This window comes from Streptomyces sp. NBC_01445 (assembly GCF_035918235.1).
Taxonomy (GTDB): Bacteria; Actinomycetota; Actinomycetes; order Streptomycetales; family Streptomycetaceae; genus Streptomyces.
The window spans coordinates 581,500-596,741 of record NZ_CP109486.1; the positions used below are offsets into that span (position 1 = coordinate 581,500).

General features: G+C 67.7%; 14 protein-coding genes and 1 pseudogene. 9 read left to right on the forward strand and 6 right to left on the reverse strand.

Annotated elements, in window-relative coordinates; genetic code table 11:
* Positions 1 to 115 precede the first annotated feature (115 nt).
* Positions 116 to 1,606, reverse strand: a complete 1,491-nt coding sequence (locus OG574_RS50900; protein WP_326779164.1) for an esterase/lipase family protein — start codon at positions 1,604 to 1,606, stop codon at positions 116 to 118.
* Between the two features lie 18 nt (positions 1,607 to 1,624).
* Between OG574_RS50900 and OG574_RS50905 the strand changes: the two genes are divergently transcribed.
* From OG574_RS50905 to OG574_RS50925, 5 genes are all read left to right on the forward strand, one after another.
* A complete protein-coding gene (locus tag OG574_RS50905) occupies positions 1,625 to 3,748 on the forward strand; it encodes an ATP-binding protein (RefSeq protein WP_326779165.1) in 2,124 nt (707 codons plus the stop codon).
* Positions 3,741 to 6,041, forward strand: coding sequence for a WD40 repeat domain-containing protein (locus tag OG574_RS50910; RefSeq protein WP_326779472.1), 2,301 nt, complete (start codon positions 3,741 to 3,743; stop codon positions 6,039 to 6,041). The genes OG574_RS50905 and OG574_RS50910 overlap by 8 nt, the downstream gene beginning before the upstream one ends.
* Before the next feature lie 243 nt (positions 6,042 to 6,284).
* The gene (locus OG574_RS50915) at positions 6,285 to 6,962 is read left to right on the forward strand and encodes an RES domain-containing protein (RefSeq protein WP_326779166.1); all 678 of its coding nucleotides are present in this window, start codon (positions 6,285 to 6,287) and stop codon (positions 6,960 to 6,962) included.
* A gap of 489 nt (positions 6,963 to 7,451) precedes the next feature.
* Positions 7,452 to 7,841 carry an XRE family transcriptional regulator gene (locus OG574_RS50920; RefSeq protein ID WP_326779167.1) on the forward strand — a complete coding sequence of 130 codons (390 nt, stop codon included), beginning with the start codon at positions 7,452 to 7,454 and terminating at the stop codon, positions 7,839 to 7,841.
* A 293-nt stretch (positions 7,842 to 8,134) separates the two neighbouring features.
* Positions 8,135 to 8,599 carry a hypothetical protein gene (locus tag OG574_RS50925; RefSeq protein WP_326779168.1) on the forward strand — a complete coding sequence of 155 codons (465 nt, stop codon included), beginning with the start codon at positions 8,135 to 8,137 and terminating at the stop codon, positions 8,597 to 8,599.
* A 42-nt stretch (positions 8,600 to 8,641) separates the two neighbouring features.
* Here the strand turns inward: OG574_RS50925 and OG574_RS50930 are convergent, their stop codons facing one another.
* From OG574_RS50930 to OG574_RS50955, 5 genes and pseudogenes are all read right to left on the reverse strand, one after another.
* Positions 8,642 to 9,079, reverse strand: coding sequence for a cytidine deaminase family protein (locus OG574_RS50930; RefSeq protein WP_326779169.1), 438 nt, complete (start codon positions 9,077 to 9,079; stop codon positions 8,642 to 8,644).
* Between the two features lie 21 nt (positions 9,080 to 9,100).
* A pseudogene (locus OG574_RS50935) lies at positions 9,101 to 9,460 on the reverse strand (transposase); the annotation flags it as partial.
* A 196-nt stretch (positions 9,461 to 9,656) separates the two neighbouring features.
* Positions 9,657 to 10,055, reverse strand: a complete 399-nt coding sequence (locus OG574_RS50945; RefSeq protein ID WP_326779170.1) for a hypothetical protein — start codon at positions 10,053 to 10,055, stop codon at positions 9,657 to 9,659.
* Positions 10,052 to 10,336 carry a hypothetical protein gene (locus tag OG574_RS50950; RefSeq protein ID WP_326779171.1) on the reverse strand — a complete coding sequence of 95 codons (285 nt, stop codon included), beginning with the start codon at positions 10,334 to 10,336 and terminating at the stop codon, positions 10,052 to 10,054. The genes OG574_RS50945 and OG574_RS50950 overlap by 4 nt, the downstream gene beginning before the upstream one ends.
* A 158-nt stretch (positions 10,337 to 10,494) precedes the next feature.
* The gene (locus OG574_RS50955) at positions 10,495 to 11,256 is read right to left on the reverse strand and encodes a DeoR/GlpR family DNA-binding transcription regulator (protein ID WP_326779172.1); all 762 of its coding nucleotides are present in this window, start codon (positions 11,254 to 11,256) and stop codon (positions 10,495 to 10,497) included.
* A gap of 90 nt (positions 11,257 to 11,346) precedes the next feature.
* On the opposite strand from OG574_RS50955, the gene OG574_RS50960 reads away from it, so the two are divergent.
* The 4 genes from OG574_RS50960 to OG574_RS50975 all read left to right on the forward strand — a co-directional run bounded on the left by OG574_RS50960 (position 11,347) and on the right by OG574_RS50975 (position 15,240).
* On the forward strand, positions 11,347 to 12,549 hold the full coding sequence (locus tag OG574_RS50960) for an MFS transporter (protein WP_326779173.1): 1,203 nt from the start codon (positions 11,347 to 11,349) through the stop codon (positions 12,547 to 12,549).
* A 73-nt stretch (positions 12,550 to 12,622) separates the two neighbouring features.
* Positions 12,623 to 13,633 (forward strand): LLM class flavin-dependent oxidoreductase, encoded by a 1,011-nt coding sequence (locus OG574_RS50965; protein ID WP_326779174.1) that lies wholly within the window; start codon positions 12,623 to 12,625, stop codon positions 13,631 to 13,633.
* 34 nt (positions 13,634 to 13,667) lie between these two features.
* A complete protein-coding gene (locus tag OG574_RS50970) occupies positions 13,668 to 14,285 on the forward strand; it encodes an HAD-IA family hydrolase (protein ID WP_326779175.1) in 618 nt (205 codons plus the stop codon).
* A 382-nt stretch (positions 14,286 to 14,667) separates the two neighbouring features.
* Positions 14,668 to 15,240, forward strand: a complete 573-nt coding sequence (locus tag OG574_RS50975) for a PP2C family protein-serine/threonine phosphatase (protein ID WP_326779176.1) — start codon at positions 14,668 to 14,670, stop codon at positions 15,238 to 15,240.
* Positions 15,241 to 15,242: the final 2 nt, after the last annotated feature.

Consider the following 15,242-nt stretch of genomic DNA (forward strand, 5'->3'; position numbering starts at 1 on the left):
GAGGCCAATTCGCGTCTGACGCCTGCCAGTTCCCCGGGAACTGTCGTGGGCTCTCACCGTTGCCCACTCCGCGCAGCGGTCGTTCACGACCGGGTAGTTGACCAGAACGGTGCGGCTACTCGTCGTCCACCTGGTCAGGGCCGGCGAAGACGAGCTGTGTCACTTCGGGCCCGTAGTCGGCCCTTGCGGTGATCCGGTACAAGCCCGCGTCGGGCAGGCTGATGCGGGCACTGAGGCGGTCGTCGCCGGCGATGTCGAAGGAGAAGTCCTCGCTGCTCCAGGTCCCGTCGACGGCGGCGATGCTGCATTCGATGTCGGCGGGCTCGTCGGTGCCGGTGACGACGCATTCCCAGCCGGCATCGGGGGTGACGTAGTCGGGGACGTTGAGGCCGATGCCGTCGTCTCCTTGTTCCGGGCCGCGGATGAGCGCGTCGTGGTCGAGGAGGAAGTCCTCGATGAGCGGCAGCGCCTTCCTGTTGCTGGCGAGTGTTCCGTGCTGGGCGGCGATGGGGATTGTTGGCGTGGTCACGGCGGCGGAGCCGCGGTGGACGGTGCCGTCTCCCCAGATCGGGATGCGTCGTGGGGCGCCGTTGGGATCACGGCTCAGTTCACCGCCCGCGGTGGGAATGAAGCAGTAGTCGGACGCCCGGACGATGCCTTGGGCGAGGGTCAGGGACTGGACGGTGTCCTGGCGGATGCCGACGACGGGCTGTTGCTGGGGCAGGGGCCGGGCGTAGAGGGTGGTGAAGAAGCCGTCTGCCTGGGCGAACAGTTCCTTGTCCCCGCCGAGTTCGTCGACATCGGCCACGGTGAGGCGGCGCACGTCCATGCCGTCTTCCAGGCACCGGAAGCGGGGCAGGAGTTCGTGGACGGCGGGCATGGTCGCGGCAGCGGCCGCTAGGCGGCTGTGAGGCAGTGGCAGGGGTGCGCCCTGCAGTGCGTTGAGGATGTTGGCGGCGACCACGGATCCCTGGAAGGGGGTGCCGAGAGTGAGGATGCCGCGGGTGTCGGCTGTCAGATCGCTGTCGCCGCCGAGGGTGAGAGCGGCGTTGGTGACCAGTCCGCCCATGGAATGGGCGATGAAGACGAGGCGAGCGGGCCGGTCCTCGAGCGCCTGGCGGCGGGCGTCGGTATGGGCCGGGTGCGCAAGCCAGTTCTGCAGGTGGTCGCGTGCTTCGCGCGCGAGGCGTCGGGCATTGACGGCGATGGGCAGGCGCCAGTCGTAGGGGAAGGTCATCACGGCGTCGGGGTGTGCGGCGCGGTCCTCGGCGAGGTTCACGAGTTTGGTGTAGGGCTCGATGCCTCTGAGGAAGGGGCTCCAGGCGGGGGTCTGGAGCAGTCGGCGAGCCTTGACCCGGCTGTAGTCGCCGATGCGTTCTTCGGGGGTGAGGTGAAGCGGGGCGAGGCCCTTCGGGCTCAGCCAGGCCCGGGTGAGCCAGCGGGGGTTCGCGATCCCCCAGATCACCTGGTGTGTGGTGGTGTCGTAGAGCTCGCTGCCCATGATTCCGGGGACGACGACGATCGCGTCGTGGGTGACGCGGTGGGTCAGACCGGGCTGGGTGTGCGGAGCTGGAGCGGGTCGGACTTGCCCCCGAGGCTGGTTCATGGCTGTCACACTAATGACATGCAACACACGGGGGGCGAAGTCCGGCAAAACCCTGTACCGGCACAGAGTGATGGCACGTCAACACAGCGCGTGCTGCTATCTCTTGCCGTACGCGACTACCCACAGGACGCGACACGGGAGCAGTTCGCACAGGGCATCGACCAGCAGATGGAGGTGGTCGGTGACTGGTGGTGGCGCACCCCTGATCCGGAGCTGGCGTTCCGGCCGGTGGAGCCGAAGAATGAGCTGAAAAACCGGGACGCGGTCGAGGAGTTCCTGCGCGAGGAGAAGGTGCGGGACATAGAGGGCGAGGCGCTGGTGGTGTTCATCACCGGTCATGGCCTCGCGGGTTCCTCCGACACGCATTTCCTGCGGCTTCCGGAGACCAATCCAAAGCGCCCCCTGGCGACGGCAGTGCGGACGGTCGATATCGTGGCCGCGGCGCTGGACTCGCACGCCAGGAACGTTCTGGTGATCGTCAATACGTGCTTCGCGGGCAATATGAACTCGGACCTGGCCGCCGCGCACAAGGAGATCCGGCCCGACCGGCGGGACAACTGTCAGTTAGATGTCCTGGTGACCTGCGGCCTGAAGTCCAAGATCGAGGTCACCAAGTTCCCCACCCTGTTACGGGCCGCGCTGGAGCGCTTGCGTCACACCGCCGGCATCACCACCCCGTATCTGAGTGTCCCCGATTTCATGGCTCAGTACGCGTTGGGGCTGAGCCCTGAGGACGAGAAGAAGTTCAAGCTGCACCACCTGGTTGAGGGAGGCACCCTTCAGCCCTCGGTCTGCCTGCCCAATCCGGGGTACGTCCGTCTGCCGGAACTAGCTGGTTCATTGACGGGGCACACGCCCTGGGCAGCGGAATACTGGCTGGACCGGGCGAGCGGCCGCCCGCGGGAGAAGGACACGGGCTGGTACTTCCGCGGGCGCGAGACCATGAACGAGACCGTCGCCCGCTTCCTGGGCCCGGACTCCAAACGCGGTGTACTCGTGATCACGGGATGTGCGGGCAGCGGGAAGTCGGCAGTTCTGGCCCGGGCCGTGATGCTCAGCGACCCGGAGTTTCGCCGTGATCCGCTGTACAAGCAGGCCGAGGACACCTCGGCACCGGGCACCATTCCCGAGGAGAACCCACGCTGCGCGGCTCTGCTGGCCCGCAACCTGGATGCGGCACAGGTCGCCGCAGGTCTGGTCAAGGCTCTTGGCTTACCCCTGCGTCCGGTTGACCCCACGGACGACAAGGTGGCCGTATGGTCGCGTCAGATCCTCGAGCACGTGCAAGGGTCTGACGGCGCCGTGACGATCGTGCTGGATGCACTGGATGAGGCGCAGGAGCAGGCAAGGATCATGAGTGACGTGCTGGGCCCTTTGGTGCCGCTGTGCGGTCAGCCGGTTCCGGTCCAGCGACAGGACCAGGGTGATCACGACACAGATCCCGGGGTGCGGCTCCTGATCGGTGTGCGTTCGAGCCAGCCTGCGGACGACACCTCTCCTGCTGCCGCCGAGGATGACGCGGGGTTGCTGCATGCTCTGCGACGCCTCTTTCCGGCCTCGCGCGTTGAACGCACAGACGGTGCTTCCAGCAGGGAAGACATGGAGCTGTACCTGCGTGCGCTGGTCGCCGATGCGGTCGCTGAGGAGAGTCTCGCCGAAGTGATCCCGCCCGTGGTGGAAGCCGTGTGGCCTTCTTTCATCGACGCCCGGCTGGCCGGGTACCAACTGCGGAACGCCGCAGACCCGTTGGAGCTGGCGCGGAATGAGGATTGGCATCGCACCACGCTGACGCAGGGAATCCGCGGACTGCTGCGCCGCGATCTGCGCATGGTGCAGGACGACGGTCTTCCACCGCGGGTCGCGCTGGCCCTGATGAAGGCTTCGGCCTATGCCAAAGGGCAGGGCGTGCCCTGGGGCGAAGTGTGGCCAGCTATCGCCGGCGTCTTCCTGCATCCCGAACAGTTGGAGCCGCAGGAGTGGGACACCATGATCGGGAAGCTCCTCAGCGGCCGGCTCAGCGGGTACCTGGCCCAGGCCATCGAGGACGACCGCCGCGTGTACCGTCCCGCGCACGAGGAGCTGGCCGCCGAACTCCTGCGCCCGGATACAGACTTGCACGATCTCGGTGGTTTCCATGACTGAATCCTCTGAGGCGTACCAGCGCGACATCCACCGTCAGATCGCCGAGCGGTTGAAGGATCTGGTCCCCAGAGATCCCGCACTGCCACCGCATCCGTATCTGCGGAGGCACCTGGCCGAGCACGCTGCGCTGGGGGAGGTTCTCGACGACGATCACGTGACACCCGCGCTGCTGGCCTGGGAGAGCAGCTCGCAGGTACGCAGGCTGCTGGCAGCCCAGGACACTGCGAGCGATCGCCGGCAATGGCTGCGGGCCTGGGCGGTGCTGGAGCCCTTCGCCCTGAACGCCGGACCGCTCTCACGACTGTGCAGCCTGCAGGTGGCCCGGCACGCGGCCACCACCCGCCTGCCGTCCCAGGGCGCAGCACCTGCACCAGCGCCGTCGTTGAATTCCCCGGTCCCGATCAGTCCACTGTGGAGCGACCGCGTCGCTCCCACGCCCGCGTGGACCACCAGCCCTACCCAGGTGACCTCGCTCGCCATACTGCGCCCCCCGGCCGGCAAAGCCGCGAAGATCGCCACCGGGGACGATGCGGGGACCTTACGTCTGCTGCGCACGGACGGTCGGCTCACTCACATCCCGCTGCATCTGCATTCGGGGGCCATCACCCACCTGCTGGCCCTGCACGGCGGGCTGCTCATCACCGCCGGCACCGACGGCCGTGTCATGGCGGTCAAGGAAGAGGATGGCCAGCTCACCCACCGCCTGATCACTCACCGGGAACAGACCTGGGTCAGCTCACTGACCACCTACCAACCCGACGGGCACCCACGCCTGCTGCTCGCAGCGTTCAGCGACGGCGAAGTCGAGGCCGTCAGCCTCGGCCGCTTCCATCCACAGCCGCTGTCAATGAGCCGGCTGGAGGACTCATCGGCATTGCTGTGCGGCATCCGGACGGCCGAAGGCGGGCACCGGCTGCTGTTCAGTGTGCACGACACCGTGTACTGCTTTGACGGGGATACGACCAAGGTCCACTCCCGTCATAGGGGACGGGTCCGCGCCCTGGTCGCTCTGCCGCAGCCCGGTCAATACGCTGTGGGTGACGAGCGCGGAAGGGTCACGTTGTGCGATCTGGGCGCGGAGGATTTTGTCAGCGTCGGGAGGCATGACGCTGTGCCGGCAGGTGCGACGCCTGCCGCGGTGACGTCCCTGCAGCTGGTGTCCTTCGAACACCGGCCGGCCCTCGTGTCAGCAGCCGGCGACGGCACCCTGCAGTTGTGGCGCCTGCCGACTCTGCGACCCATCGCCGGTGTACTGACCGCTCACACCGCACCGGTGAACGCCATGACCTACCTGCCCGGCTCGAACCGTCTTCTGTCGGGCGGCGCCGACCGCATCGTGCGCAGCTGGGCCGTCGATGAAGCAACGTTCGGACAAGAACCCAAGACCTGGAACCGCGTCACGGCCAGCGCCGTGTCCCCCTCCGCGCCCCATCGGCTGGCCATCGCCCGCGCATCACGAGTGATCCTCAGGGACCTGGCAACCGGGGCAGAGACCACCCGTCTCAAAGGACGCCGCATCACCGCACTTGCGTGGCCGCAGGTCACGGGGCGCCGGCTGCTGGCCGCCGCACTCGACGACCTCAGCATCATCTGCGTGGACCCGGACAGCAGTCTCGAGATCGGTCCGCCGATGGCCGGCCACATCCTGCCGATCAGAGCGCTCGTGACGGTTCCTTCCGCAGCCGGTGAGCGACTGGCCAGCGCCGGGGCCGACGGACGCGTCTGTGTCTGGCAGCCGTCGACGGGCGAACGCCTGGCACTCTTCGGCGACCACGACCTCACCGTGCGCGCTCTGGCCACACACCAGGACACCGAGCACCGCTTCCTGGCATCCGGCGGCGGCGACGGCAACATCAGGATCTGGAACTCCGACACGCTCGAGCAGCACGCCCGTACCATCAAGTGCGACCAGGGCCTCATCAATGACCTGGCTTTCGTCACCCCGGACGGCGGCGGGCCGCTCATCGCCGCGGCCGGCCGGGACGGGACGCTGAAACTGTGGGACCCGGACACCGGGCAGTCCGTGCGCGCACTGACCTGCAGTGACGGCGAGCTGAGCGCAGTCACCTCCGTACGGCTTCCGCTCGGGCGCACCGTACTAGCCGCTGCGGGCAAGACCAGCATCCATCTATGGGACGCAAGCACGGCACAGCCACTGCTGCAGATAGTGACGGGCTCCCCCATCGCATCGCTCAAGACGGTCCAGGACACCGATGAGGCCACCTCGTCGATCCTGCTGGCCTCCGGCGTAGCAGGACCGATGGCCGTCCGGCTGCATCACAACCTGCTGTGACCGCTGTGCGCCCCGCCCGTGCTGCAACGCCACGCATCATGCGCCCCACAAGTTGCGTGTGGCACATGCCAAAGCAGACGCAGGACGAGAGAATCCAAAGCTCCACCCAATCGCCCCCTTCGGGGCCCCATACCCGCCAGATACGAAAAGAGGATCAATGACCGCTGCGTTAGGACGCCCCTGCCCCACGCGCCTGCACTGCGCGCCTGCACACCAGGCCGCACCACAGGGAGGGCTGCAGCGATGACTACTCAACCCGTCCTGATGCGCGCACCCTCGCAGGGAGTCTGGCGCCTGGGCTGGGCACACGCCCCCCTCAAGTACAACCAGGTGGAACCCGAAACGTTCGACGGTTCGTCCGCAGGCCGATTCAGCCTGTTCGCCTACGAAACGCTCTACTGCGCCTCGAGTCCCGAAGGCTGCTACGCCGAGGCCCTCGCCCTCTACCGCGTCTCACCCCGCATGCGGGCCCTAATGCAGGACGCCCCGACCAACAACGACCAGATGGCCCTAGGGGCCATCCCCTCCAGCTGGCGCGATCTGCGGATCCTGGTCCGCCTCACTGCTTCTGCGCATGCCCAGTTCCTCGACCTCGAGGCCGACCAGACGCGCACCGCACTCACCGAGGAACTCGGGGACGAGCTCGAGGCATTCGGCGTACAGGGGCTTTTGACCGACAAGGACATCCAGGGCAAGGACCGGACGGTGACCCGGCAGATCGCGGCCTGGGCCGTGGCCCAGCGCAACGCGGCAGGGCACCAGCTGATGCAGGGCATTACGTACCGGTCCAGCTACGGCGGACACCGCTGCTGGGCAATCTTGCGCGATGCCGAACTCGAGGAACAGGAGCGCCGGCCCATCAAGCAGGAGGACGTCGCGCTACGCGAGGTGGCCGACGAGTACGGGCTCACCGTCTGGTGAGGCGATTGCATCGTCCAGCCGTACAGTCTGTCGCCCGTTCAGGTTCCCCGCCTCAAAAGCCGTCACAGTTGCGCAACTTGCCTCGCACTGGAGAACTCGCAGCTCAGGGCCGTTCACTGCCGCCAGACGGTGGGATTTAGGTGTGTTTTGAACTGGCAAAGCCGTGGAGTAAGGAATCCCTAAGCGGGTAGGCTGCAATCAACTCACCTGAGGAGAACCCATGTTGACGAACAGTCCGCGCATAGCCCGACTGTTACCGGCGCCGCCACTGCGGTCACAACTGGCCGCACTGCTGACGTACACGAACGTGAACGTCTCCTCCCAGCCGACGTGGTGTGCTGCCCTGGCCAGCGAGCCAGCCCCGGGCGCGCGCGGCATTCCTTCCAGCCGCAGCCCTCGCTCTTCCCACACCACCATCCCGGCCTTAGCGCGCTAAGCGCCATGCATCCTTCGCTGACACCTACGGGCAGGCGAGGAATCGAGGAGACCATGCAGACTCAGCGAGAGACCGCCGCCGAGGCAGAGGCACGCGCATTGCGCGCGACCACAGAACTTAAGCCCGACGAGATGGCCCGCCTGCTCCAAGACACCTTCAGCCAGAGAGTCGCCGCCCACATCGCAGGCGTTGACGACCCCAAGCAGGTCGGACGATGGGCCCGTCAGCAGAACGCACCACGCATCGACTCCGAGAGTCGGATGCGTGCCGCCTGCCAAGTTTTCACCTTCATCTCCAACTGCGAGAACCGCCACATCGCCCGGGCCTGGATGCTGGGCATGAACCCGCAACTCGACGACGACTCCCCCATCGAGGCCATCGCCGAGGGCAGGTTCAAGGAAGTTATGGCCGCGGCTCGTTCCTTCCAACGGGGCGACCTCTGACCCCTGCCCGGTACGGCAATCAGCACCTGGTTAGAGCCGATCTTCAGGGCTGACACCAAGGAACACAGCGGCCTGTGGCTGAGGCGGCCGATGTCCTCTGCTGGTCGTCGCCAAGGTAGACGCCAGCGGACAGGGCCGGTTGTTGTGGTGGCTGTACCTCGGTGCAGTACAGCCGGAGTCCGGCAGCTCGGTCGATGCGATCGAGGCGCCGCGTTGAGGTTCTGCGATCAGTAGCATCGTCTCCCCGAACGCTAGGACATCGGGACGCAGGGGGCGTAGTGCTGGAGAGTTTGGTGACGACGGTCGCTGGTGCCCTTCTCGCCACCCTGGGGGTGGTGGTTGGCGGTGCCGTTACCCGCCGCGCCCAGGACCAGCAATGGATACGAGACCAGCAACTCGCTGCCTATCAGGAACTGTTCAGCCATTACGCCAAGTTCACAATGGAACTTAGGCGAGCGCACGGTGATGGCCGGGGCTGGAACTATGACTGGGGCGAGTGGAGCGCGGCTTTGATGCGTGTGAGCCTGGTCGCCCCTCGGGAAGTCGCCACAGAGATCGACAACTTCGGACGTGCCATCAACTCCTTCTTGGACCGAGTGGAACGAGGGGAACGCACCCCACTGCGCAACCCGCTCAGTCCAGAGGAGTTCGAACTGGCCCGACAGGAACCTGCCTTGGCGCAAGTGAGGTTGGTCAACGCCATACGTCGTTCACTCAGTGGTGATCACAAGGGACTGTCGTTCGGGATCGGAGGCTAGTGCCGGATCAGGCAACGTTCGCCCCGTTTATGTCTGACGGTGTCAGCTCGTGCTGAGTGGCTCGGTCTCCCCAGTGTCGAGCTGGTGGTCGGCCCAGACGTAGCTTTCGGGAAGCAGATCGGTGATGGAGACGGTCCGGAGCCGCTCGCCTGCCCCGACGATGACTTGCAGGTTCGGGAAGTAGTCGAGAAGGACCTGGCGGCACCGTCCGCATGGGGGCACGACCCCTCGGTCGCGGTCGCCCACGGACACGATCGTGTCCAGTTCGTAGATGCCCTGGGCGGCCGCGGTGCCGACGAGAACCGGCTCTGCGCAGGGACCGCCGGTGAAGTGGTAGGCGTTCACTGCGGTGACAATCCGGCCGTCCTGAGCACGGGCTGCGGCCGCCATGGTGTGGTTGTCGCCCCGGCATCGAGTGCGTGCGACGTGGGCCGCGGCCTCGATGAGTTCGTGGTCGACTTGATGGGTCTGCGTGGTCATCGTCTCCGCCTTCGTGACGTGTCAGGCGATGTTGATCCGCGTGACGATGGTGCGCAAGCGAATATCGGCGGTGTGCTTGTTCCGCCAGATGATGTAGCGGCGGATCATGCTGCCCTGCTCTTCGTGGTCGGCATGGTCGGTGCCGTCGAGAGTGAAGTAGCGCAGCGCGGTGAATTGGGCCTCGATGCGGTTCAGCCACGAGGAGTTGGTGGGGGTGTAGGCGAATTCGACGTTGTTCGCTGCCGCCCAGCTGCCGACGCGCTGGCGCTTCTTCGTGGTCAGGTGGGGTGAGAAGTTGTCGCAGACGATCGCGATCCGCACCTCTCGCGGGTAGAGCGAGCGTAGGTAGCGGCAGAACTCCAGGAACTGGGTGCGCCGCTTGATGGGCATCGAGACATCAACACGGCGGTCAACGTCGCCAAGGCCGCAGGACTTGCGGTGTCAGCCTGTCGAGCGCGGGTAAGACGGGGACTTGTCCCGGCACAGCGCGAAGAAGCAGGAACCCACCCGAAGGCGAGCCGGGCATCCGGCAGCCAGGCGGGAATCACGCTCCTCTAGGTGGGCGAGGATTTCAAGGTCAGTGGAAGCCGAGCATGCCGGGCGAGTTGATGTCGACGGTGACGACGCCGGGCGGATATCGGTTCTCGTCCTCGGTGAGCAGGATCGACATGCCGGTGAACTCCGCGCGGGGCAGTGCGCAGTACAGGGCGTGGCAGGTGTCGGGGCCGCCGTATCCGTCGCGGATCATCGTTCCGACGGTGGCGGCGGCCATGGTGTCGAGCGGGTCGACGACGACGGAGGAGAACGCCAGTACGCGGTGGGGCAGGTGTTCCTCGTCGGCTTCGGCCTGCATCAGGCTCAGGGCGGGGATGCGGAGCTGGTCGCCTGGCGTGGTGGCCATGTTGCCGGCGAGCAGGTTCAGCGCCTTGTGCCCGGTTGCGAGGGCCTTGACCGCGCCGGTGTCGAGGATGATCACGCGGCGGTGTCGCGGGTGGCGCGGGCCTTCTCGGCGGCAATCTTGTAGATGTTGCCGAGGACATCGGGGGCCTGGTCGAACTCCTCGTCAGTCAGGTCGATCCCGATCTGGCGCCGTACGACCTCGCGGTCCGCGGCCAGCCTCTCGGCGCGCTGCGCCGCGGTTGGCTGCTCGGCTGCGAGCGCCTCTACCAGCTGCCCCAGGCTCAGGCCCCGCTCCTGGGCGAGCTCGGCCAGATGATCACGGACTTCGCGCGGCACCTGAATCGTCGTCGTTGCCATAGGGTAACTATAGACCAGCTACGGCCGGAGCGCGTCGGGGCTGGACGCCTCACAGCCGGTGCCGCTTCGAATGAGTTCCTCAAGTCAGTCATGGACCCGGTCCTCACCGGCACGCAGCCGGTTACGTGCCGGCGCGGTGCGTCCGAGCAGCGGGGTGTTCAGGCGGTTTTAACGATGGTGCCGGCGCTTTCTAGTGCAGTCACCTCGTTGGCGGGTGCAGTGGTGTCGGTGACGAGGGTGTGTAGGAGGGTGGCGGGGCCGACGTGGGCGTAGGCGGTGTGGCCGAGCTTGCTGCCGTCGGCCGCGACGACGGTGCGGCGCGAGGAAGCGATCGCGGCCTTCTTCACAGCCGCGTCGTCGAGGTCGTAGGCGGTCAGGCCCTCGGCCGCGCTCAGGCCGCAGCAGCCGATGATCGCGGTGTCGAAGCGCAAGGCTGCCAGGGAGGCGAGAGCGAGGGGGCCGGTCAGAGCCCCTTCCGCGCTACGGGGGCGCCCGCCGGGGACCATCAGCGCGGCCGTTCCCGGCGGGTCGCTGAGCGCGTGGATCGCCTGCAGCGACAGCGGCATCACGGTGACGGGCCGCTCGCGCAGCAGGCGGGCGACCTCCAGGCATGTGGTGCCGCTGTCGAGCAGGATGCTCTCGCCGTCGGCGATGAGTGCGGAGGTCTCGGCGGCGATACGGCGCTTGGCGTCGACCGCCTCGTGGGCGCGCAGCGCGAAGGGCGGCTCCTCTCCGCGTAGCAGCAGGGAGCGCGCCCCGCCTCGTACGCGTACGAGGACGCCTTGCGCGGCCAGGGTGTCGAGGTCGCGCCGGATGGTCATCTCGGAGGTCCCGGTCAGCTCCGCGAGCTGCTGGACGGTGGCGCTGCCTTTGTCCCTCACGGCCTGGGCGATCAGTCCGTGCCGGTCTGCGTTGCTCATGCCGAGATTGAACACCACCTCGAAACGAACATTCAAGTTGTTCAGTAGCAAGCTTTTCAAACATTGATAATGTTCGTTACGGTGGTTGGCATGGAACATTCGCTGCGAGCCGCCCGAGTGGCGACCTTCGTCTATTTCGTCCTGTGCGGCACTCTGATGGGCACCTGGGTGGTGCACATTCCCGCCATCGAGGACCGCGTGGGCATCAGCCACGCCACGCTCGGCGGCCTGCTGGTACTGCTGGGGCTCGGGGCCTTCATCGGCATGCAGGTGGCCGGGCGACTTACCGACCGCCTCGGCGCGCGCGTCGTGGTGCCCGCCGGTGGCGTCCTGTGCGGCGCTGCGCTGGTGCTGCCCGGCCTTGCCCGGGATCCGTGGACACTGGCGGGCGCCTTGCTGATCTTCGGCTTCTGCAACGGCTGCCTGGACGTCAGCATGAACGCCCACGCCGTGCACGTGGAGAAGTCGTACGGCCGGCCCGTCATGTCCGGGTTCCACGCCACGTTCTCCGTCGGCGGTGTCCTCGCCGCACTCGTCGGAGCGGGCGCCGCGAGCGCCGGGCTGAGCTCGGCCGCGGGCATGGCCGCCATAGGAGCCATAGGCATCGTGATCGCTCTCGTATCGGCGCGTGCACTGCTGCCGGCCGCACCCACCGCCGCCGGCACCGACGTGATCGAGGAGGGCGAGTCCGCGCCGACCGCCAAGGGCCGCAGCGCACGCGGGCGCATCTGGCTCCTCTCCGCCCTGGCTTTGATGATCATGTTGTGTGAGGGAGCCGCCAACGACTGGAGCGCCTTGCATCTCAAGGACGTCCTCGGTGCCCCCACGAGCGTCGCCGCCTTCGCCTACGGCACCTTCGCGGCGACGATGACCATCGGGCGGCTGCTGGCCGACCGGCTCGTCGCCCGGTTCGGGCCTATGGCGATCCTCCGGTACGGAGCGGCGACGGCTGCCGTCGGTATCACGGTCGTCGCGTTCTCTCCGTGGATGTGGGCCGCCTTCTTGGGCTGGGCGCTGTTCGGACTCGGCCTGTCGGGCTGCGTCCCCCAGCTGTTCAGCGCTGCCGGGCATGCCGACCCCGCAGCCGCCGGCGCGAATGTCTCGCGCGTCGCCGGGCTCGGCTACGTCGGCATGCTCGCCGGCCCCGCCGTCATCGGCTGGCTGACCCACTTGGTCGCCCTGAACCACGCCTTCGTCCTGCTGACCCTGCTCTGCCTGACCGCCGCGGTAGCCGCCGGAGTTCTGCGCACCGGATCCGGCCGCACACGCGAGTTGACGTCGAGCAGCCACTGACCGCCTGTGCGGCACGGCCCCTGACCCCGCGCCGCGCAGGCTCCCCTCACCCCCGACCCGCAAGGAGCCTTCGATGTCCGAGATCTCCGAGATGACCCAGGTGCATGCCGCCCCCGCCCAGGGCCGTGTCGGTGTCATGCTGCCCCGCGACCTTCCCGCTCGTGACGTGCTGCCCTACGCGCGGCGGGCCGAAGAGCTGGGGTTCGATCAGATCTGGGTGGTGGAGGACCTCGGCTGGCGCGGCGGCGTCGCCCAGGCCGCCTCCGTCCTGGCGAGCACCACCGGCATCACCGTGGGGATCGGTATCCTGCCCGCGGGCGCCCGCAACGTGTGCTTCGCCGCGATGGAACTGGCCACCCTCGCTCAGCTCCACCCCGGCCGCCTCCTCGCCGGCATCGGCCACGGCATGCCCGACTGGATGCGCCAGGCCGGATCGTGGCCCGCCAGTCCACTGACTCTGATCAAGGAGTACGCGACCGCGCTGCGCCTGCTCCTGCGCGGTGATCCCGGCCCGGCCGCCGGCCGCTACGTAGGCTGCGATGGCGTCGTCCTCACGGAAGTCCCCGATGCCGTGCCGCCGGTCGTCCTGGGCGTTCGCGGCCCCAAGTCGCAGGCCGCTGCGGGCGAAGTGGCCGACGGGCTGCTACTGGCCGAGCCCGCCGCTCCCGCCTACATCGCCGCCTCCCTCGAGCACCTGAGCCCCGTCACCGCATCGAGCCAGCCGGAGATCGTCACCTACGACGCCGCAGCCGTCGACGAGGACGAAGAAGCCGCCCTCGCGCGCGTGCGCACCGCCCTGGACTCGGTCGGCGAGAAGGACTGGGCCGCGCACATCGACCCCTTGCCCTTCGCCGCCGCGCTGCGCGCCCATCGCGTCGCCTCCCCGAACGCCCGGCATTTCGCCCGGACCATGCCCGCCGCCTGGGTCCGCGAACTGAGCATTGCCGGCACCTCAGACCAGGCTCGCGAAGCGATCGAGGCCCGCCACGCGGCCGGTGCGACCAGCGTCGTCCTTGCCCCCGCCGGCCCCGACGCCCTGGCCGCCCTCGACTCGCTCGCCCGCGCCCTGCCGCCCCGCCCTTGAACCAGAAACGCGGGATCCGGAGGAGACCATCACTATGACCACCGACCGCCGCATCGTGCTCTTCGACCTCTTCGGAGTCATCGCCCGCCACCAACGTCCGGGCGCACTGGAAAAGATGGCCGCGCGCTGCCACGTATCCGTTGACGCCTTCACCACGGCCTACTGGACGTACCGCCCGCCCTACGACGCCGCACAGCAGTCCGCCTCGGCGTACTGGACGGACGTACTGCGGGGGCTGTCCCGGTCCGTCGACGCCGAAACGATCGAGGAGTTGCGGCTCACCGACATCGACAGCTGGTCCCGCGTCGACGCCCTCATGGTCACCTACGTGCAGTCCCTGCGGCACCGTGCCGAGGTCGCCCTGCTGTCCAACATCCCCGCCGACCACGCGGATGCCTTCCTCGCCGCACAGCCCTGGCTGCACCACCTCGACCACATCGCCTTCTCCGGAAAGATCAAAGCGGCCAAGCCCGACCCGGCGGCCTTCCAGCACTGCGTCGTCGCCCTGCGGGCCGCTCCCGCCGACTTCCTTTTCGTCGACGACCGGGAGGAGAACGTCCGCGCGGCGCAGGCGATCGGCATGAACGGGCATATCTTCACCGGACAGGACGGACTGGCAACCGTCGTCGACACCTGGCTGCCGACCCGATAACCAGCGCGAGGGTGGTGCCATTCCGTGGTGAGGCGACCTTCCCTTTGATCTGCGGCGGGCGTGGCAGCGGTCATGCTCGCTCCGACTCATCGCGTACATCGTTGGCGGCCTCTTCGTCGTGGACTTCGCCCTCTATTTGCCCGCAGAGACCGGATGCGCTGGAGGTCCTCCCGCCCTGCGACTTCCCGGACTGTGCAGCGTTGCGCCCATCGCTGCACGGTGTGTGTCTTTCGATCACTGGCTGGGATCGCCCATTCTGCCGTTAACGCAGAGCCGACCCATCGAAGCGGTCTGGGCCGCCCACGGCCGCCACCCGATGCAATCCGGGCGACCTAATGCTCGGTAGCCGCGGGGACAGCTAGGGGCGGAGCTCCTGCCCGCTGTGACCACCGCCGCCCGCTATCAGCCCGCCGGTGAAGGCACGGCTGTCGGCGGCGACTGGGACGACGTCATCCCGCTGTCGGCCGAGCAGGTCGCTCTGGTGATCGGGGACGTGATGGGAAACGGTCTGTCAGAGGCCGTCACGATGGGTCGGCTGCGCACAGCGGGCCGTACGCTCCTCGATCTCGAGCAGCCCTTGGATGAGCTCTTCTTCCACCTCAACGAAATCGTCAGCGGGCTGGGGGACGGCTTCCACGCCACCTGCCTCTGCATCGTCTACGACCCGGTGAGCCGCATGCGCCAGGCCAATACTGCCGGCCATCCTCCGCCCGTCATACTCCCGCCCGGCGGAATCAGCTACGTGCTCGGCCTTCCCGTCAACCCCCACTTGGCGCCGCCACTCCCCCTTCGATACAGCCGAATTCAGCCTGCCGCACAGCACTATCGTGGCGCCGTACCAGAAGGGCTGGCCACGCGGCGAGAGCTGCGGGGCATGGGCCTGAGTCCGGGCGGCAACGAAGGCCCGGTAGCGATCCTGCGCTGCAAGCTGTGCGCCACCCGCCGAGACCGCTGAAC

Excerpts from the sequence above, each read along its gene's own strand:
- OG574_RS50920 (WP_326779167.1), top strand. The coding sequence starts at position 7,452 with ATGCAGACTCAGCGAGAGACCGCCGCCGAGGCAGAGGCACGCGCATTG.
- OG574_RS50910 (WP_326779472.1), top strand. The coding sequence starts at position 3,741 with ATGACTGAATCCTCTGAGGCGTACCAGCGCGACATCCACCGTCAGATC.
- OG574_RS50900 (WP_326779164.1), bottom strand. The coding sequence starts at position 1,606 with ATGAACCAGCCTCGGGGGCAAGTCCGACCCGCTCCAGCTCCGCACACC.
- OG574_RS50915 (WP_326779166.1), top strand. The coding sequence starts at position 6,285 with ATGACTACTCAACCCGTCCTGATGCGCGCACCCTCGCAGGGAGTCTGG.
- OG574_RS50970 (WP_326779175.1), top strand. The coding sequence starts at position 13,668 with ATGACCACCGACCGCCGCATCGTGCTCTTCGACCTCTTCGGAGTCATC.
- OG574_RS50905 (WP_326779165.1), top strand. The coding sequence starts at position 1,625 with ATGCAACACACGGGGGGCGAAGTCCGGCAAAACCCTGTACCGGCACAG.
- OG574_RS50930 (WP_326779169.1), bottom strand. The coding sequence starts at position 9,079 with ATGACCACGCAGACCCATCAAGTCGACCACGAACTCATCGAGGCCGCG.
- OG574_RS50960 (WP_326779173.1), top strand. The coding sequence starts at position 11,347 with ATGGAACATTCGCTGCGAGCCGCCCGAGTGGCGACCTTCGTCTATTTC.
- OG574_RS50950 (WP_326779171.1), bottom strand. The coding sequence starts at position 10,336 with ATGGCAACGACGACGATTCAGGTGCCGCGCGAAGTCCGTGATCATCTG.
- OG574_RS50955 (WP_326779172.1), bottom strand. The coding sequence starts at position 11,256 with ATGAGCAACGCAGACCGGCACGGACTGATCGCCCAGGCCGTGAGGGAC.
- OG574_RS50965 (WP_326779174.1), top strand. The coding sequence starts at position 12,623 with ATGTCCGAGATCTCCGAGATGACCCAGGTGCATGCCGCCCCCGCCCAG.